The sequence below is a fragment of the Streptomyces sp. SudanB5_2050 genome, from assembly GCF_964272335.1.
GTDB lineage: Bacteria > Actinomycetota > Actinomycetes > Streptomycetales > Streptomycetaceae > Streptomyces > Streptomyces rochei.
This window is the reverse complement of sequence record NZ_OZ186760.1, coordinates 1,657,592-1,673,707: the sequence shown is the minus strand read 5'-3', so window position 1 is coordinate 1,673,707 and position 16,116 is coordinate 1,657,592. Positions and strand designations below refer to the sequence as shown.

The 16,116-nt window shown below is 72.4% G+C and carries 17 protein-coding genes; 12 read left to right on the top strand and 5 right to left on the bottom strand.

What is annotated here, in order from left to right; translation table 11 throughout:
* Positions 1–87: 87 nt before the first annotated feature.
* A complete protein-coding gene (locus ACFZP7_RS07395; protein WP_385634102.1) occupies positions 88–798 on the bottom strand; it encodes a L,D-transpeptidase in 711 nt (236 codons plus the stop codon).
* A 3-nt stretch (positions 799–801) separates the two neighbouring features.
* On the bottom strand, positions 802–1,389 hold the full coding sequence (locus tag ACFZP7_RS07390) for a pyridoxamine 5'-phosphate oxidase family protein (RefSeq protein WP_385634101.1): 588 nt from the start codon (positions 1,387–1,389) through the stop codon (positions 802–804).
* A 217-nt stretch (positions 1,390–1,606) separates the two neighbouring features.
* On the opposite strand from ACFZP7_RS07390, the gene argH reads away from it, so the two are divergent.
* From argH to ACFZP7_RS07370, 4 genes are all read left to right on the top strand, one after another.
* Positions 1,607–3,034 (top strand): argininosuccinate lyase, encoded by a 1,428-nt coding sequence (gene argH, locus ACFZP7_RS07385; RefSeq protein WP_385634100.1) that lies wholly within the window; start codon positions 1,607–1,609, stop codon positions 3,032–3,034.
* Positions 3,035–3,134: 100 nt separating this feature from the next.
* Positions 3,135–4,106, top strand: a complete 972-nt coding sequence (locus tag ACFZP7_RS07380; protein ID WP_307948563.1) for an aldo/keto reductase — start codon at positions 3,135–3,137, stop codon at positions 4,104–4,106.
* A 174-nt stretch (positions 4,107–4,280) separates the two neighbouring features.
* A complete protein-coding gene (locus ACFZP7_RS07375; RefSeq protein WP_019325155.1) occupies positions 4,281–4,826 on the top strand; it encodes a TetR/AcrR family transcriptional regulator in 546 nt (181 codons plus the stop codon).
* Positions 4,827–4,829: 3 nt separating this feature from the next.
* Positions 4,830–6,362, top strand: a complete 1,533-nt coding sequence (locus ACFZP7_RS07370) for an MFS transporter (protein ID WP_019325154.1) — start codon at positions 4,830–4,832, stop codon at positions 6,360–6,362.
* Positions 6,363–6,525: 163 nt separating this feature from the next.
* Here the strand turns inward: ACFZP7_RS07370 and ACFZP7_RS07365 are convergent, their stop codons facing one another.
* Complete coding sequence (locus tag ACFZP7_RS07365) at positions 6,526–7,197, bottom strand: 1-acyl-sn-glycerol-3-phosphate acyltransferase (RefSeq protein ID WP_019325153.1); 672 nt, start codon at positions 7,195–7,197, stop codon at positions 6,526–6,528.
* 356 nt (positions 7,198–7,553) lie between these two features.
* Between ACFZP7_RS07365 and ACFZP7_RS07360 the strand changes: the two genes are divergently transcribed.
* From ACFZP7_RS07360 to ACFZP7_RS07350, 3 genes are all read left to right on the top strand, one after another.
* Positions 7,554–8,729, top strand: coding sequence for a glycerophosphodiester phosphodiesterase (locus tag ACFZP7_RS07360; RefSeq protein WP_385634099.1), 1,176 nt, complete (start codon positions 7,554–7,556; stop codon positions 8,727–8,729).
* An 89-nt stretch (positions 8,730–8,818) separates the two neighbouring features.
* Positions 8,819–9,313 (top strand): sigma-70 family RNA polymerase sigma factor, encoded by a 495-nt coding sequence (locus ACFZP7_RS07355; protein WP_270890484.1) that lies wholly within the window; start codon positions 8,819–8,821, stop codon positions 9,311–9,313.
* Positions 9,314–9,370: 57 nt separating this feature from the next.
* On the top strand, positions 9,371–9,868 hold the full coding sequence (locus ACFZP7_RS07350; RefSeq protein ID WP_019325150.1) for a GNAT family N-acetyltransferase: 498 nt from the start codon (positions 9,371–9,373) through the stop codon (positions 9,866–9,868).
* 11 nt (positions 9,869–9,879) lie between these two features.
* On the opposite strand, the gene ACFZP7_RS07345 is transcribed toward ACFZP7_RS07350, so the two are convergent.
* Both ACFZP7_RS07345 and ACFZP7_RS07340 read right to left on the bottom strand, forming a co-directional pair.
* Positions 9,880–10,296 carry a hypothetical protein gene (locus tag ACFZP7_RS07345; protein WP_019325149.1) on the bottom strand — a complete coding sequence of 139 codons (417 nt, stop codon included), beginning with the start codon at positions 10,294–10,296 and terminating at the stop codon, positions 9,880–9,882.
* Between the two features lies 1 nt (position 10,297).
* Positions 10,298–10,657 carry a hypothetical protein gene (locus ACFZP7_RS07340; RefSeq protein WP_019325148.1) on the bottom strand — a complete coding sequence of 120 codons (360 nt, stop codon included), beginning with the start codon at positions 10,655–10,657 and terminating at the stop codon, positions 10,298–10,300.
* A 610-nt stretch (positions 10,658–11,267) separates the two neighbouring features.
* Between ACFZP7_RS07340 and ACFZP7_RS07335 the strand changes: the two genes are divergently transcribed.
* The 5 genes from ACFZP7_RS07335 to cbiE all read left to right on the top strand — a co-directional run bounded on the left by ACFZP7_RS07335 (position 11,268) and on the right by cbiE (position 16,060).
* Positions 11,268–12,320: a methionine ABC transporter ATP-binding protein gene (locus ACFZP7_RS07335; protein ID WP_019325147.1), complete on the top strand. Its 1,053-nt coding sequence runs from the start codon at positions 11,268–11,270 to the stop codon at positions 12,318–12,320.
* Positions 12,317–13,054: a methionine ABC transporter permease gene (locus ACFZP7_RS07330; protein ID WP_030973262.1), complete on the top strand. Its 738-nt coding sequence runs from the start codon at positions 12,317–12,319 to the stop codon at positions 13,052–13,054. The genes ACFZP7_RS07335 and ACFZP7_RS07330 overlap by 4 nt, the downstream gene beginning before the upstream one ends.
* Positions 13,055–13,130: 76 nt before the next feature.
* On the top strand, positions 13,131–13,958 hold the full coding sequence (locus ACFZP7_RS07325) for a MetQ/NlpA family ABC transporter substrate-binding protein (protein ID WP_385634098.1): 828 nt from the start codon (positions 13,131–13,133) through the stop codon (positions 13,956–13,958).
* A gap of 126 nt (positions 13,959–14,084) precedes the next feature.
* Positions 14,085–14,723: a GNAT family N-acetyltransferase gene (locus ACFZP7_RS07320; protein WP_385634097.1), complete on the top strand. Its 639-nt coding sequence runs from the start codon at positions 14,085–14,087 to the stop codon at positions 14,721–14,723.
* A gap of 116 nt (positions 14,724–14,839) precedes the next feature.
* Positions 14,840–16,060 (top strand): precorrin-6y C5,15-methyltransferase (decarboxylating) subunit CbiE, encoded by a 1,221-nt coding sequence (gene cbiE / locus ACFZP7_RS07315; RefSeq protein ID WP_031016559.1) that lies wholly within the window; start codon positions 14,840–14,842, stop codon positions 16,058–16,060.
* Positions 16,061–16,116 lie beyond the last annotated feature (56 nt).

The window sequence follows — 16,116 nt, the reverse complement described above, 5'->3', positions numbered from 1 at the left end:
ACGCGCCGTCTCCCCGGAGCGTTCAGCGCCTGCCCGCGGCGGGGGAGTCGCCCTCGTGCGGCTTGCCGCCGGTGGGCGCGCCGTCGTTCAGTAGCGCGTGATCGCCGTGGCCCCGCCCGAGGTGCCGATCGCGAGGTGCGGGCGGGCCTCCGGTTCGGCCCACCGCAGGATCCGCCGCATCGCCTCCGCCGGCACCGACACGCAGCCGGCCGTCGCGCCCCGCCCGTCGACGTGCAGGAAGATGCCCGCGCCCCGGCCGCGCACCGGGCGGTGGTAGTTGAAGCCGACGACCAGGGCGTGGGCGTACTGCGCCGAGTAGGTGATCAGGTGCTCGGCCTCGGTGGCGCGGCAGTCGGCGGGGCGCGGCTCGGTCCAGCGGTTGTAGGAGCGCGAGGCGTTGTCCTGGCACCACCAGGACTCCTCGCGGACCGGGCGGTAGCGGTACCGCGTCCCGCGCGGCGCGGGGGCGATGCCGAAGGCGTACGGCAGGTCGTACAGGCCGGTAGGGGTGGTGAGGGTGCCCTGCTCGCGGGTCGTCCCGTCGGCCAGCCCGCCCGCGCCGAAGCGGGCGGGTGCGGAGCCGGCCTCGACCCACCGGCCGCCGCCGACGCGGTCCCACCAGGTCACCCGGCCCTCGGTCGAGCCGGCGGCGGGCGCGACCGCCGTGATCAGCTGGGTGCCGCCGCCGGTGTCCGCCATGCGGGCCGGCAATGGCCGCGGACCGGGCCCGTTCGCGGGCGCGGCACCGAGCGCGAGGAGGGAAGCGGACAGGAGGACGGCGACGACACCGGGGCGCATGGCTCAGACGCTAGACGGGGGCAGCGGCAACGGCAGCCCGGGGAGGCCGTCCATGCTGGTCGCGATGTGCTCCTTCTTGGTGAAGTAGGCGTTGAGCGAGGCGTCGTCCTCGCGGGCGAAGCGCTTGGCGTGCAGATCCCGGTCCGACTCGTACGCCATGAAGGGGACGCCGTAGCCGCAGGTGTCGCGGATCAGCTCGGCGGTCACCACGATGACGGCGCGCAGGCCGTGCGCGCCGGGGTCGATGTCCGGGAAACGGGTGAGCAGTGCGGGGAAGCGCGGGTCGTCGCGGAAGACCGGCTCGCCGCGGCCGTGCACCCGGACGATGTTCGGCGGCCCCTGGAAGGCGCACCACATCAGCGTGATCCGTCCGTTCTCGCGCAGGTGGGCGATGGTCTCGGCGTTGGACCCGGCGAAGTCCAGGTAGGCGACGGTGAGTTCGTCGAGCACGGCGAAGCTGCCGGTGAGGCCCTTGGGGGAGAGGTTGACGGTGCCGTCGCCCGCCAAGGGGGCGGTGGCGGTGAAGAAGACGGGCTGCGCCTCGATGAACGTGCGGAGTCTGCCGTCTATGCGTTCATAAGTCTTTCCCATGTCTGACGAGTATGGGTGACCGCAGTGCGCCTGTCCGACAGTCGTACGGACGGGTCTCACCATGCGGGCGACGCCCTCACCATGGGGGGCGACGACCGCGTCCGACGTGATCGGGGCCTCGAATTGACGAATCATGCAGACCTCTGCATACTCATGCATGCCACCGGAGGTAGACCGTGAAGGCGGTGGCGCACCGACGGCCTGAGGAGCGACCCAAGTGAGCAGCAACAGCGGTGACGTCCGGCTCTGGGGCGGCCGTTTCGCCGACGGTCCCGCCGAGGCGCTGGCGAAGCTGTCCGCGTCCGTCCACTTCGACTGGCGGCTCGCCCCCTACGACATCGCCGGCTCCCGCGCCCACGCGCGCGTGCTGCACGGGGCGGGCTTGCTCACCGAGGACGAGCTGACCCGGATGATCGCCGGGCTCGACCGGCTGGAGTCCGACGTCGCCGACGGCTCCTTCACCGGCACCATCGCCGACGAGGACGTCCACACCGCCCTGGAGCGGGGGCTGCTGGAACGCCTCGGACCCGACCTCGGCGGCAAGCTGCGCGCCGGCCGCTCCCGCAACGACCAGGTGGCCACCCTCTTCCGGATGTACCTGCGGGACCACGCCCGGATCGTCGGCGGCCTGATCGCCGACCTCCAGGACGCGCTGATCGGCCTGGCCGAGGCCCACCCGGACGTGGCGATGCCCGGCCGCACCCACCTCCAGCACGCCCAGCCGGTGCTCTTCGCCCACCACGTCCTCGCCCATGTCCAGGCGCTCGGGCGGGACGCGGAGCGGCTGCGCCAGTGGGACGAGCGCACGGCCGTGTCGCCGTACGGCTCGGGGGCGCTCGCGGGCAGCAGCCTCGGCCTGGACCCGGAGGCGGTCGCCCGCGACCTGGGCTTCGAGCGCGGCAGCGCCGGCAACTCCATCGACGGCACGGCCTCCCGCGACTTCGTCGCCGAGTTCGCCTTCATCACCGCGATGATCGGTGTCAACGTCTCCCGGATCGCCGAGGAGATCATCATCTGGAACACGAAGGAGTTCTCCTTCGTCACGCTGCACGACGCCTTCTCCACCGGCTCGTCGATCATGCCGCAGAAGAAGAACCCGGACATCGCCGAGCTGGCCCGCGGCAAGTCCGGCCGCCTCATCGGCAACCTCACCGGCCTGATGGCCACCCTCAAGGCCCTCCCGCTCGCGTACAACCGCGACCTCCAGGAGGACAAGGAGCCGGTCTTCGACTCCATCGACCAGCTGGAGATCCTGCTCCCCGCCTTCACCGGCATGATGGCCACCCTCACCGTGCACCGCGAGCGCATGGAGGAGCTGGCCCCGGCCGGGTTCTCGCTCGCCACGGACATCGCCGAGTGGCTGGTGCGGCAGGGCGTGCCGTTCCGTGTCGCGCACGAGGTGGCCGGCGAGTGCGTGAAGGTCGCCGAGGCCGAGGGCAAGGAGCTGGACGAGCTGACCGACGAGCAGTTCGCCAAGATCTCCCCCCACCTCACCCCGGAGGTCCGCAGCGTCCTCGACGTCCCCGGCGCCCTCGCCTCCCGCAGCGGGCGCGGCGGCACGGCGCCCGGCGCGGTCGCCGTGCAGCTCGCCGAGGTGAAGGCGGACGTGGCGGCCCAGCACGCCTGGGCGGACGCCAAGAAGTAGCCGCCAGGGGTGGCGGAGGGGACACGGCAGCCGGTGTGCCCGAGGGGCATCGCGGATACGTTGGTCAGCAGCTTCAGCACTCGACCGAACGGAGCCCGCGATGCCCTTCGCCCGCCTGGCCGCGGCGACCACCCCCACCTGTCACATCGGCCTGGGTCTCGCCGCCGTCGGCCGCCCCGGCTACATCAACCTCGGCCGTGACCGGGACCTCGGAGCGGACCGCACCGTCGAGGCGCTGCGCGAGCGCACCCACGACCTCCTCGACGCCGCCTACGCGCAGGGTGTCCGCTACTTCGACGCGGCCCGCTCCTACGGCCGCTCGGAGGAGTTCCTGGCCGACTGGCTCCGGGACCGCCCCGACGTCGACGACGTCGTCGTCGGCAGCAAATGGGGCTACACCTACACGGCCGACTGGTCCACCGACGCCGAGCGGCACGAGGTCAAGGACCACGGCGTCGCCACCTACGAGCGGCAGCGCGCCGAGAGCGACGCGTTGCTCGGCGAGCGGCTCGACCTGTACCAGATCCACTCGCTGACCCCCGACAGCCCGGCCCTCACCGACAAGGACCTGCACGCGAAGCTGGCGGAGGCCGCCGCGCGCGGTGTCACCGTCGGCTTCTCCACCAGCGGCCCCGCCCAGGCCGACGCCATCCGCGCCGCGCTCGCCGTGACCGTCGACGGCGAGCCCCTCTTCCGCACCGTCCAGTCGACGTACAACGTCCTGGAGACCTCCGCCGGGCCCGCGCTGGCCGAGGCGCACGAGGCCGGCCTCACGGTGATCGTCAAGGAGGGCATGGCCAACGGCCGCCTCGCCGAGCCGCACGCCCCCGAGCCGCTGAGGGCCGTCGCGGAGGAGACGACCCTGGGCTGCGACGCGGTCGCCCTCGCGCTGATCCTGCGGCAGCCCTGGGCCGGCGTCGTCCTCTCCGGCGCGGCGACCGTCAACCAGCTCGGTTCCAACCTGCACGCCGCCGTGGTCGACCTGGACGACGACCAGGTGGCACGCCTGGGCGCGCTGGTGGAGGACCCGCACGCGTACTGGGAGCGGCGCGGGCGGCTGCCCTGGCACTGATGCGGCGCCGGCGGCTGCCCTGGCACTGATCGGCGCTTGGCGGCTGCCCCGGCACTGATGCTGCGCGGGCGGCTGCCCCGGCACCGGCTCCCCGGAGACGTGACCGACCGTGAGAGGTGAGTCACGCATGCCCTGCGTGAGACAAAGATGTCTCATATGGGTTATCGTTGTTGCATGGCCGTCGATCGTGAACAGGTACTGCGCAGCGCCGCGGCCCTGCTGACCCGGAAATCCACCGCGACCATGGACGAGGTCGCCAGGGCCGCCGGGATCAGCCGGGCCACGCTGCACCGGCACTTCGCCGGACGCGACGCCCTCGTCCGGGCGCTCGAAGAACTGGGCATCGCCGAGTGCGAGGCCGCCCTGGAGGCGGCCCGCCCGGACGACGGGCCGGCGGCCGGCGCGGTGCGCCGGCTGGTCCGCGCGATCGAGCCCTCCGCCGCCCTGCTGGCCTTCCTCTACACGGAGAACCAGCTGTTCGAGGGCGAGGAGCAGAACGCGGGCTGGGCCCGCATCGACGCCCGGCTCACCGACCTGTTCCGCCGGGGACAGGAGAGCGGCGAGTTCCGCATCGACCTCACCCCGGCCTGGCTCACCGAGGCCCTGTACGGCCTGCTGGGCGCCGGTGCCTGGGCCGTGGCCGAGGGCCGGGTCGCACGCAACGACTTCAACCACATGATCGTCGAGCTGCTGCTCGGCGGCGCACTTCGGAGAGAGTGAACCATGACCCGCACCCTGCAGTCGGCGCAGACGACCGAGGCGGTGAAGCGCCCCGGCCGCTGGCTGGCGCTGTCCGTCCTCGTGCTGGCCGTACTGCTGGTGGCCGTCGACGCGACCGTGCTCGGTCTCGCGACCCCCTACATCAGTGAGGACCTCGCCCCCTCCGGCACCCAGCTGCTCTGGATCGGCGACGTCTACTCCTTCGTCATCGCCGGACTGCTCGTCTCCATGGGCAGCCTCGGCGACCGGATCGGCCGCAAGCGGATCCTGCTCATCGGCGCCACGGCGTTCGGCGCGATCTCCGTCCTCAACGCCTACGCGCACACCCCCGAGCTGATGATCGTCGCCCGGGCCCTGCTAGGCGTCGCCGGCGCCACCCTGATGCCCGCCACCCTGGCGCTGATCCGCAACCTCTTCCACGACCCGCGCGAGCGCAGCCTCGCCGTCGGCATCTGGGGCGCCGCGGCCTCGGCGGGCGCGGCGGTCGGCCCGGTCGTCGGCGGCTTCCTGCTGGAGCACTTCTGGTGGGGCTCGGTCTTCCTCATCAACCTGCCCGTGATGGCCGTGCTGGTCCTCGTCGGCATCAAGCTGCTGCCTGAGTCGCGCAATCCGAACCCCGGTCCGTGGGACCTGCGCAGCGTCGTCCTCTCCCTGGTGGGCATGGTCGGTGTCGTGTACGCCGTCAAGGAGACCGCGGCGCACGGCTTCGCCTGGCTCACGCTCGGCGTGGGCCTGCTGGGCGCCGCCGCGCTCTACGGCTTCGTCCGCCGGCAGCTGACCATGCCGGCCCCGCTGCTCGACATGCGGCTGTTCCGCAGTCGCGGCTTCAGCGGCGCGGTTCTCGCCGACCTGCTGACCATCCTGGGCCTGTCCGGGCTGGTGTTCTTCCTCTCCCAGTACCTGCAACTGGTGCAGGGCAGGCGCCCGTTCGAGGCGGGCCTGGCCGAACTGCCCGCCGCGGTCGGCGCGGTGGTGGCCGGCCTGATCGCCGGCCGTGCCGCCCGACGCTTCTCGGTCCGCGCGGTCGTCTCCGGCGGACTGGCCGCCGTCGGCCTGGCGCTGGCCGCGCTGACCGTCATCGGCCAGCACACCGGATATCCGCTGCTCGGTGCCGCCCTGCTGGTCGTCGGCGTCGGCGCGGGACTCTCCTTCACCGTCACCGCCGACGTGATCCTCTCCAGCGTGCCCAAGGAGCAGGCGGGCGCCGCCTCCGCGGTCTCCGAGACGGCCTACGAACTCGGTGCCGCACTGGGCATCGCCGTGCTCGGCTCCATCGTGACCGGCGTCTACCGGGACTTCACCGGCCCGGCCGGTACCCCGGCCGCCGCCCACGAGTCACTGGGCGGCGCGGTGGAGGTCGCCGCCCACCTGCCGGGCCCGACGGCCGGGGCGCTGCTGGACGCCGCCCGTCAGGCGTTCGTCGACGGCCTGACCCTCGCGGCGGGCGTCGGCGCGGCGGTGCTGCTGGCCGCCGCCGGAGCCGCCTGGTTCCTGCTGCGGGGCCAGCGCCTGGAGGACGGGGTGGAACACCCGTAGCCACCGGGCGGCCCGAGGGCCGCACAGACCGGTGGAGGGACACACAACGAAACCGCGGGACACACACCGACCGCGGGACACACACCGACGGCGGGCCGCTCACCGGCGGCCCGCCGTCCGTGTCCGTGCGACCGGCGGCCTCGCGCCGCCGCGTTCCCCGGCCCTACGCCGCCTTCGCCTTGCTCGCGTACATGTCGACGTACTCCTGCCCGGACAGCCGCATGACCTCGGTCATCACCGAGTCGGTCACGGCCCGCAGGACGTAGCGGTCGCGGTCCATGCCCTCGTAGCGGGAGAACTCCATCGCCTCGCCGAAGCGGACCGTGACCTTGCCCGGCCGGGGCAGACCCGCGCCGCCCGGCTGGAGCTTGTCGGTACCGATCATGGCGAAGGGGACGACGGGCGCGCCGGTCATCAGCGTGAGCCGGGCGATGCCGGTGCGGCCGCGGTAGAGACGGCCGTCGGGGGAGCGGGTGCCCTCCGGGTAGATGCCGAAGATCCTGCCCTCCTCCAGCACCCGCCGGCCGGTCATCAGGGCCGCGACCCCGCCCCGGCCGCCGTCCCGGTCGACCGGGATCATGCCGACGCCGGTGAAGAACCACGCCATCAGCCTGCCCTTGAGGCCCTTGCCGGTGACGTACTCGTCCTTGCCGATGAAGACGACCTGCCGGTCGCAGACCAGCGGGAGGATCATCGAGTCGATGAAGGTGAGGTGGTTCCCGGCGAGGATCACCGGACCGTCGCCCGGAATGTTCTCCACGCCCTCCACCCGTGGGCGGAACATCAGGCGCATGATCGGTCCGAGCACTGCCTTGATGAGCGCGAAGCGGGACAACGGGTCCTCCGGTGTCGGGGATGCGGTATGAGTCTGTGCAGGTGAGGACATTACTCGCGGCGCGGGGGGTGGCGCACGTCGGGTCACCCGGATATCACGCCGTGTTGACATGCGTTCACCTGCGGTGCGGAGCCGTCGCGCGGACGCGGGGGCGGCCCGGCGGGACTCGCGGTACCGACCGCGTACCCCGGCCGGCCGCTCCGAAGCCGACGGCGCGTCACACGTCCCGCCCCACCGGTCACTCCACGCCCGTACGACATCCCGACGCACCTCCGTGTTCCCGCGGCGGTCTCCCACTCGTCATGTACGCGCCCCTACGATCGGCCCGCACCGACGGTCAACGACAGGAGGCCCTGATGGGAACGCAGGAGTCGGACGAGCAGACGGGCGGCACCGGACGGCGGGCGCTCCTCGGGGCGGCGGTGCTCGGCGCCGGCGGAGCCGTACTCGGTCTGTCCGGCACGGCGAGAGCCGCCGACGCCCGGCACGGCGGCGGACGCGGCGGGGGCGTGAAGGGCCTGCCCGTCCCGACGGTCATCGGCCACCGCGGGGCCAGCGGCTACCGCCCCGAGCACACCTTCGGCGCCTACGAACTCGCCCTCGACATGGGGGCCGACATCGTCGAGGCCGGTGACCTGGTCCCGACCAAGGACGGACACCTCGTCTGCCGGCACGAGCCGGAGATCGGCGGCACCACGGACGTCGCCGACCACCCCGAGTTCGCCGACCGCAAGCGCACCAAGCTGCTCGACGGGGTCTCCACCACCGGTTGGTTCACCGAGGACTTCACCCTGGCCGAGCTCAAGACGCTCCGCGCCACCGAGCGCATCCCGGCCAACCGCCCGCACAACACCCTCTACGACGGCCGCTGGGAGATCCCCACCTTCGAAGAGGTGCTGCGCTGGCAGAACGAGCAGACCCGCGAGCGCGGCAAGCAGGTCTGGATCTACCCCGAACTCAAGCACCCCACCTACTTCCGCAAGCTGGGCCTCGCGACGGAGGAGCGCCTGGCGCGGCTGCTGCGCAAGTACGGCAAGGACCGGAAGAACTCGCCCGTCATCATCCAGTCCTTCGAGCCCACCAGCATCCAGCGCATGAGCAGGCTCGTCGGCAACCCGCTGGCCGTCCTGCTCTCCGGCGCCAAGAGCCGTCCCTGGGACTTCGTGGAGAGCGGCGACCCGCGCACCACCGCCGACCTCGTCACGCCCGCGGGCCTGAAGGAGATCGCCTCCTACGCCCAGGGGATCGGCCCGACCCTGGACCTGATCATCCCGAAGGACTCCGCCGGGCGGCTCACCGAGCCGACCACGCTGGTCCGCGACGCGCACCGCGCGGGCCTGATCCTGCACCCGTACACGATGCGCAACGAGAACCCCTTCCTGCCCGCGGACTTCCGCAAGGGCGGCGACCCCGACGCCTACGGCGACGTGTTCGGCGCCTTCCGCGCCTACTTCGCCACCGGCATCGACGGCGTCTTCACCGACCACCCCGACACCGGCGTGCTGGCCCGCGAGGACTTCCTCGCCGGCTGACGCGTCAACAGCCGGGCGCACGAGCCCGGATGGGGTGACCTGAGGCCGCCCGGGCAACCCACCGCCCGGGCGGTCGCGTCGACCCGCATGTGACACCCGACCTGGTCGCCACCCTGCGCCCCCTGCTCGCCGCCGAGGCCTCGGCCGAGGCACACGCGTCCGGAGCCGAGCCCGGCGACCTGGAACAGGCCGTCTGGCTGCGGCTCCTCGAACGGCTGGCGACCGAGGGGCCGCCCCGCGACCCGTACGGCTGGCTGCGCGCCGCCGTGCGCGCCGAGGCGCGCCGCGCCCGTCGCACCCGCCGCGCCGAGCGGCCGTACGCCACCGAACCCGCCGACGCCGCCGAGCGCGAACCGGAACAGCTCGTCCTCGCCGCGGCCCGCCGCCGCGCCCTGCGCACCGCCGTGCGCCGGCTGCCCGGCCGCTGTCCCCGGCTGATCGAGGCCCTGCTGTCCCCGGACGACCTCACATACCGGGAGATCGCGGGGGAGTTGGGTATCTCACAGGGCAGTCTCGGCCCGGAACGTTCCCGATGTCTGGGATGTCTGCGTCGATTGCTGACGCCGGAGGTTGCGGTGCGCTGAGGACGGGGATAGGAGTGGGGGACCACAGCGGATCAGGTGAGCGGGAGGCATGCACACATGGGCATGAGCGTGACCATCTCGGCGGCGACCGAGCAGGATGCCGAGCAGATCTTCCGACTGCAGTACCTCTGCTTCCAGAGCGAGGCGGCGCTGTACGGCAACTACCGCATCGACCCGCTCGTCCAGACCCTGGACTCCGTGCGCGAGGAGGTCGCCGGCGACTGCGTCTACGTCGCGCGGCTCGGCGACGAGGTCGTCGGCACGGTACGCGGGCGGGTGACCGAGGACGGGGCCGCGTCCATCGGCAAGCTCTGCGTCCACCCCCGCCTCCAGGGACACGGCATCGGCGCCCGGCTGCTGCGGGCCGCGGAGGCGGCGCTCGCCGGGGAGCGCGGCGCCAAGCGCTTCCGCCTGCACACCGGTCACCGCAGCGAGAGCAACCTGCGGCTGTACCGGCGGGTCGGCTACGAGACGGTGGGGACGGCGCAGGGCGCGGACGGGGTCCCCATGATCGTCCTGGAGAAGGCGGCCGGGGCGTACGCGACCACCGCCTGAGCGGCGGACGGCTACGCGGTGCGGGCCCGGCGCAGCCAGTACAGGGCGGACAGCGGCAGCAGCACCGGGATGAAGAGATAGCCCATCCCGAAGTCCGACCACACGGTCGCGTCGGGGAAGGCCGACGGCTCCGCCAGGGTCCAGGTGCCGACGGCGAGGACGCCCACCAGCTCGGCGGCGCAGCACACCAGCGCCGCCTTGCGGGCCGTCTCGCCGCCGCGCACCAGGGTGTAGGTGATGAAGCCGTAGACGACGCCCGCGAGGGCGGAGAGCGTGTAGGCGAGCGGTGCCCGGTCGAACTCGGTCGCGATCTGGTACGCGGACCGCGACACCGCGCCGACGACCATCACCCCGTACAGCCACACCAGCAGGATGCCCGGGCCGCTGATCAGCCGCTCGCGGGCCGGCCGCTCATCCGTCGCCGCCATCTCAGCCTCCCCAGATGTCGAACAGCCGCACTTCGAGGACGGCGAGGACGACGCCGCCGGCGGCGACCGTCACCGATCCCCAGCGGGTGCGCTCGGCCAGCGACATGAAGCCCGCCGCCGGGACGCAGGCGAAGGCGCCCAGCAGATAGGCCACGAAGATCGTGGTGCCCTGCTCCGGCTCCTCGCCCCGCGCCAGCAGCACGATCCCCGCGATCAGCTGGATCAGCGCCAGCACCGAGACCACGGCCATGCCGATGAAGTGCCAGTCCTTCGTCGGCTGGTCACGGTAGGCCGCCCAGCCGCACCAGGCGGCGAGCAGCAGCGCGGCGACCCCGGTCACCAGCGTCAGGACGTCAAGCATGGCAGCGACCTTATTACGCACCGAAAGCCCCGCCGCCCCCGGCCCCGCCCGACGCCGCCGGGGCCGGGGGCGTCGTGGTGTTGGCCACAACCCGGCGGGACACCCGGCCGGGACCCGGCCCGGGGACAGCGGCGCGGCGCCCTTGTCGCCACTGGTCACCGCGGCGCCCGCCGGGACCCGCGCCCCGCGCGGACGCGGCGCGGGCGTCCGGTCACCGCCCACGGTTGTCCAGCATCCGGACAGCCGTCTCCGGCCGGGACGATACGTCTGCTTTACTGATCGCATGAGCACGACGAGCGACCGCACCCCTGCGACCGAGGCGACGATGACGCCCGGTGCTCGTTGTATGTGTCGAATGTGCGCCTTCTAGAGGGCCCCCGCACCACCTGAGCCTCGCGCCCCGAAGCGAGCGCCCGCTCCGGTCCGCCCCCGCGCTCCGCGCCCGCGGCCGAGCCACGCCCCGCACACGTTCTCCCCGGTCCCACCGCCACCGCGCGTCGCCACCGCGAGAACCGTGCCGCGTTCCGAAGGTCCCGGAACCCCGAAGAACAACGCCCCCGTGCCCGGCGCACACCAGCGCGCCGCGCACTCGACAGTGACGGAAACCCACGTGATCACCACATCGGGCCTCACCAAGGTCTACCGCTCCCGCGGCCGCGAGGTCACCGCCCTGGACGGCGTCGACCTGCACGTCCGCGAGGGCGAGGTGTACGGCGTCATCGGCCAGTCCGGCGCCGGCAAGTCCTCGCTCATCCGCTGCGTCAACCTCCTGGAACGTCCCACCGCCGGCACGGTCACCGTCGCCGGCCAGGACCTCACGGCGCTGGCCGGCCGCGGCCCCCGCGCCGGCAAGGAACTGCGTCAGGCGCGCAGCCGCATCGGCATGGTCTTCCAGCACTTCAACCTGCTCTCCTCGCGCACCGTTCAGGACAACGTCGAACTGCCGCTGGAGATCCTCGGCACGACCGGGAAGGAACGTTCCCGCAAGGCGCTCGAACTGCTCGACCTGGTCGGACTCGCGGACAAGGCCAAGTCCTACCCCGCCCAGCTCTCCGGCGGCCAGAAGCAGCGCGTCGGCATCGCCCGCGCCCTGGCCGGCGACCCCAAGGTCCTGCTCTCCGACGAGGCCACCAGCGCCCTCGACCCGGAGACCACCCGCTCCATCCTCCAGCTGCTGCGCGACCTCAACCGGCAGCTCGGCCTGACCGTCCTGCTCATCACCCACGAGATGGACGTCGTCAAGAGCATCTGCGACTCCGCGGCGCTCATGGACAAGGGGCGCATCGTCGAGTCCGGCACCGTCAGCGACCTGCTGGCGACGCCCGGCTCCGAACTGGCCGCCGCCCTCTTCCCGGTCGGCGGTGACCCGTCCGGCGAGGACCGCACCGTCCTCGACGTCACCTTCCACGGCGAGGCCGCCACCCAGCCGGTCATCTCCCAGCTGTCGCGCACCTACAACATCGACATATCGATCCTGGGCGCCGCCATCGACACCGTCGGCGGACTCCAGGTCGGTCGCATGCGCATCGAACTGCCCGGCCGCTACGAGGACAACGTCGTGCCCGTCGGCTTCCTGCGCGAGCAGGGTCTCCAGATCGACGTGGTGAACGTCGAGACGACGAACGAAGGCCGGCCGGTGCTGGTGAAGGAAGGTGCCAAGTGACCTGGTCCGAGATGCAGCCCCTGCTGGAGCAGGCCTGTCGGGAGACCCTGATCATGGTCGGCTGGTCCACCCTGATCGCCGTGGTCGGCGGACTCCCGCTCGGCATCCTGCTGGTCCTCACCGACAAGGGCGGCCTGCTGCAGAACACCGTGGTGAACAAGGTCATCGGCCAGATCGTGAACATCGGCCGCTCGCTGCCGTTCATCATCCTCATGGTCGCGCTGATGAACTTCACCCGCTGGGTCACCGGCACCACCATCGGCAGCGAGGCCGCGATCGTGCCGCTCGCCATCGGCGGCATCCCCTTCTTCGCGCGCCTGGTCGAGACGGCGGTCCGCGAGGTCGACGGCGGACTCGTCGAGGCCGTGCAGGCCATGGGCGGCAACACCTGGACCGTGGTCCGCAAGGTCCTGGTCCCCGAGGCGCTGCCGTCGCTGATCGCGTCCACCACGACCACGGTCATCGCCCTCATCGGCTACTCCGCCATGGCCGGCACCGTCGGCGGCGGCGGCCTCGGCGACCTCGCCGTCCGCTACGGCTACAACCGCTTCGAGTCCGGCCTGATGTGGGTGACCGTCGCGATCCTCGCCGTCGCCATCTCGCTCATCCAGTTCGCCGGCGACGCCGCCGCCCGCGCCCTGCACCGCCGCGGCGGACGCTCCGGCGTCGCGCCCCGGCTGCGGCTGCTCAAGGCCGAGGAGCCCGCCGCGGCCGACGTGAGCAAGGTCGCGTAGCGCGCCCACGGCTCCCCTCAAGACTCCCCGCCGAACCCCAGGCGGGGCCGCACCACCTGAAGGAAAGGCACTTTTCGTGCGTAACACCGCCAAGATCACCACCGCTGTCCTCGCCACCGGAGCCCTCACCCTCGGGCTGTCCGCCTGCGGCTCGGACAAGGACGCCGCCTCCGACACCTCCGGCCCGCTGGTCGTCGCCGCCAGCCCCGTCCCGCACGCCGAGATCCTCACCTACGTCAAGGACCACCTGGCGCAGAAGGCGGGCCTCGACCTGGAGGTCAAGGAGGTCACCGACTACGTCACGCCGAACACCTCCACGGAGGACGGCTCGGTGGACGCCAACTTCTTCCAGACCACCCCGTACCTCGACGACTTCAACATGAAGCGCGGCACCCACATCGTGTCCGTCGTCGACGTGCACCTGGAGCCCCTCGGCCTGTACTCCCACAAGGTCGACAAGGCCGCGGACCTGAAGAGCGGTGCGACCGTCGCCGTCCCCAACGACACCGTCAACGAGGGCCGCGCCCTCCAGCTGCTGGCCGCCAACGGGCTCATCAAGCTCAAGGACGGCGTCGGCACCACGGCGACCCCGGCGGACATCACCGAGAACCCGAAGAAGCTCAAGTTCAAGGAGCTGGAGGCGGCCACCACGCCGCGCTCCCTGGACGACGTGGACGCGGCGGTGGTCAACGGCAACTACGCCATCGAGGCCGACCTCAAGCCCGCGAAGGACGCCCTCGTCCTGGAGTCCGCCAAGGACAACCCGAACAACAACCTCCTCGCCGTCAAGGAGGGGAACGAGGACGACCCGCGGGTGAAGAAGCTCGCGAAGCTGCTCACCTCGCCCGAGGTCAAGAAGTTCATCGAGGACACGTACGACGGCGCCGTGCTGCCCTCGTTCTGACCCCCTCCACCCGCGCACGGGGTCCGCTCAGCCGGAGTGGACCCCGTGGTGTGGTTGAGTGCTTACATGCTGCATGCTGGGCAGTTCGAGCAGGCCCTGACGGTTACACAGGTTACGGAGCGGCGCATGACGAGCACCTTCCCCAACATCTCCATCAGCACGGAGCGGTTGGTGCTGCGCCCCCTCGACGAGGACGACGCCCCCGCCCTGGCCGCCATGATGAACGACGAGCAGGTCGCCGCCTGGACCCACGTCCCGCAGCCCTTCACCGAGCAGGCCGCCCGCACCTGGATCGGCGAGTACGCCCCCGCCGAGCGCACGGCGGGCCGGGGACTCGACCTGGCCGTCACCGAGTTCCTCACCCAGCGGCTGGTCGGCGTCATCCAGCTCACCAAGACCAACTGGCATGTGCGCTCCACCGAACTCTCGTACATCGTCGCCCCCTGGGCGCGCGGCGAGGGCTACGCGTCGGAGGCGGCGCTCGCCACCGCCCAGTGGCTCTTCGGCGACCAGAAGCTCGAACGCATCGAACTGCGCACCGCCGCCGACAACACCGCCTCCCAGCAGGTCGCCCAGAAGATCGGCTGCATCAGCGAGGGCGTCCTGCGCAACGCCTGCATAGCCCGCGTCCGCACCGAGGAGAACGGGTGGACGGACGTGCGCACCGACTTCATCGTGTGGAGCCTGCTGCCGGAAGACCTCGAGGGCGCCGCCGGACCGCTGACCGGCGAGGCCGGTTTCAGCACCTTCACCGACTGGAACTGATCCATGGGGCCGGCGGTGCCGTCGCCCCGCCCCGGGGCCGCACCGGGTACCCTCACGAGGCGCGCCCGCGAACGCTTCCGCGACACGACCTGCAAGACCCCTGGAGACTGACGACGATGGCCGACCGGGTCACGGTGATCGGCTGGGACGGTTCGCCGCTGACCGCCGCGGCACGCTCCGCACTGGGTGCGGCCACCCTCGTGGCCGGCGCCGCCCACCACCTCGCGCTCCCCGAGGTGCCGCCCGCCGCCGAACGCGTCCGTCTCGGCAGTGTGGCCCTCGCCGCCCGCCGCATCGCCGCCCACCGGGGCACCGCGGTCGTCCTCGCCGACGGCGACCCCGGCTTCTTCGGCGTCGTACGCACCCTGCGGGCCCCCGAGTTCGGCCTGGAGGTCGAGGTCGTCCCGGCCGTCTCCTCCGTCGCCGCCGCCTTCGCCCGCGCCGGCATGCCCTGGGACGACGCCCATGTGGTCGTCGCCCACCCCCGCACCCTGCGGCGCGCGGTGAACGTATGCCGAGCCCACACCAAGGTCGCCGTCCTCACCTCACCCGGTGCCGGTCCCGCCGAACTCGGCCTGCTCATGGAGGGCATCCACCGCACCTTCGTCATCTGCGAGGAACTCGGCACCTCGCGCGAACAGGTCACCGTCGTCACCTCCGAGAAGGCCGCCGACCACAGTTGGCGCGACCCGAACGTCGTCATCGTCGTCGGCGGGAGCACCGGGCCGGGCGCCCCGGGCGACGCCGCCGGCTGGATCGCCGGCCGCGACCCCGCCGCCGGACCGCGCGGCTGGTCGCTGCCCGCCGAGGCGTACGGCGGTGACCTCGGCGAGGGCGAGACCGAACTGCTGCGCACGGCCCAACTCGCCCGGCTCGGACCCCGTCCCGGCGACCTCGTGTGGGACATCGGCTGCGGCAGCGGCGCCTTCGCGACCGAGGCCGCCCGGGGCGGCGCCGCCGTCATCGCCGTGGACCGGGCCCCCGACGCCTGCGCCCGTACCGAGGCCACGGCGCGTCACTTCGGCGTCCAGCTCCAGATCGTCCACGGCACCGCCCCGCACGTCCTGGAGAACCTCCCCGAGCCCGACGTCGTCCGGGTCGGCGGCGGGGGAGCGGCCGTGGTCTCCGCCGTCGCCGACCGCCGTCCGCAGCGCATCGTCGCGCACGCCGCGACCCGCGACGCGGCCGAACTCGTGGGCAGGGACCTGACGGAGCACGGCTACCGGGTCGAGTGCGCCCTGCTGCAGTCCGTGGGACTCGACACCAAGGCATGGACGGAGACGGAGCGGAGCGTTGCGTTCCTGCTCAGCGGGGTCCTTCCGGACCGCGCCCCGTGATCGGGTTGTCATACTGCGCGGGGTAGGCTGGCGGATTGTTGTACCGCGCCAGGACA